The following is a 1,264-nucleotide window of genomic DNA, read 5'->3' on the forward strand; positions in this document are numbered from 1 at the left end:
TGGCCTGGTCTGGTTTTGTGGACCGGGTGTTTTGAGGGTTGTTGGTTGTTATTGGTGGTGTTGTGCCCATTGGCGCGCGTATTGGTTGGGTGAGAGCCAGCCCAGCGCGCTGTGGGGGTGCTCTTCATTGTAGCGCTGGGACCAAGCGCCGATTAGTGCGCGCGCGTGGTCAAGCCCTTCGAACATGTTGTCCTCCAGGAGTTCATCACGCATCCGGTTGTGCAAGGATTCCACGAACCCGTTATGCCAGGGTTGGCCCGGCGGGATGAACGCTTGGAGCGTGTTGTGCTCGTTGGCCCAGCGCCCCATGGCGGCGGCGATGAATTCGGGCCCGTTATCGGCGCGCAGCACCTGGGGTGCCCCATGGGTTAGGGCAGCCAGGTCAAGCATTTCGATCACGTCGGCGGCTCCCATACGCCGCTCGACGCGGAAAGCCAGGTGCTGGCGCGTGAACTCATCGATGAGGTTACAGACCTTGAACACGCGCCCCCTCCAATCCGAATCGAACTGGAAATCAATGGCCCACACCTGCCCCGGCGCGCTAGCCGTGACCAGGCGCTGGAGGCGCGGCGCAGTGCGGGGCTTGGGGGCTTTGCGCGGGCGCACGCGCAGCCCTTCGGCGCGCCACAAGCGCCGGAACGTATCACGCCCCACGACAACGCCCTCGCTCTTGGCCCGCGCCCAGGCGCGTTTATAGCCCCAGCGTCGATGCGTGGTGGCAAAATCGTTCATCCACTGGCGCACAGGCCCATGATCACGCAGCGTTTTCGCCCCGCCCGATGCGCGGGCTCGGCAATACGCTGACCGGGACAGCCCGGCAACGCGGCATGCAAGGCGCTGAGAAAACCCCTGGCCAACCAGGTAGCTCACAGCCTCGTGCCTGCGCGCCGGGCTTAGAAGTTTCCCTCCGCCAGCTCTCGCAACGCTGCCTTTTCTAGCTCTGCTTGGCCCAGCAACTGTTTGAGGCGCGCGTTTTGCTCACGCAACTCACGCAGTTCCTTGGCCTCACTACGATTCATTGACCCATAACGCTGACGCCACCGGCACAACGTCGCCTCACTGATACCCAGCACGCGGCAGGCCTGGGCCGTACTCATGCCCTCACCTCGCAACGCTTCGGCCTTCTCCAGCTTCACGACAATCTGCTCAGGCGTGTGCTTCGAGAACTTCCTCATGGTCATCCATTCTGCCCGGCCACAAGCAGCCGAGACTACTCAGAACAACCCTCTCAAAACAAACGGTCCGAAAAACCCAGACCCCTCCA

2 protein-coding genes are annotated in these 1,264 nt (G+C 62.7%); both read right to left on the bottom strand.

All coding sequences use genetic code 11. The features are described from left to right. Positions 1–48: 48 nt before the first annotated feature. Complete coding sequence (locus tag QP415_RS10675; RefSeq protein ID WP_285100029.1) at positions 49–870, bottom strand: IS3 family transposase; 822 nt, start codon at positions 868–870, stop codon at positions 49–51. Positions 871–893: 23 nt separating this feature from the next. After that, positions 894–1,175: a transposase gene (locus QP415_RS10680; protein WP_016460308.1), complete on the bottom strand. Its 282-nt coding sequence runs from the start codon at positions 1,173–1,175 to the stop codon at positions 894–896. Positions 1,176–1,264 lie beyond the last annotated feature (89 nt).

This window comes from Pauljensenia sp. UMB3104 (assembly GCF_030217285.1).
Taxonomy (GTDB): domain Bacteria; phylum Actinomycetota; class Actinomycetes; order Actinomycetales; family Actinomycetaceae; genus Pauljensenia.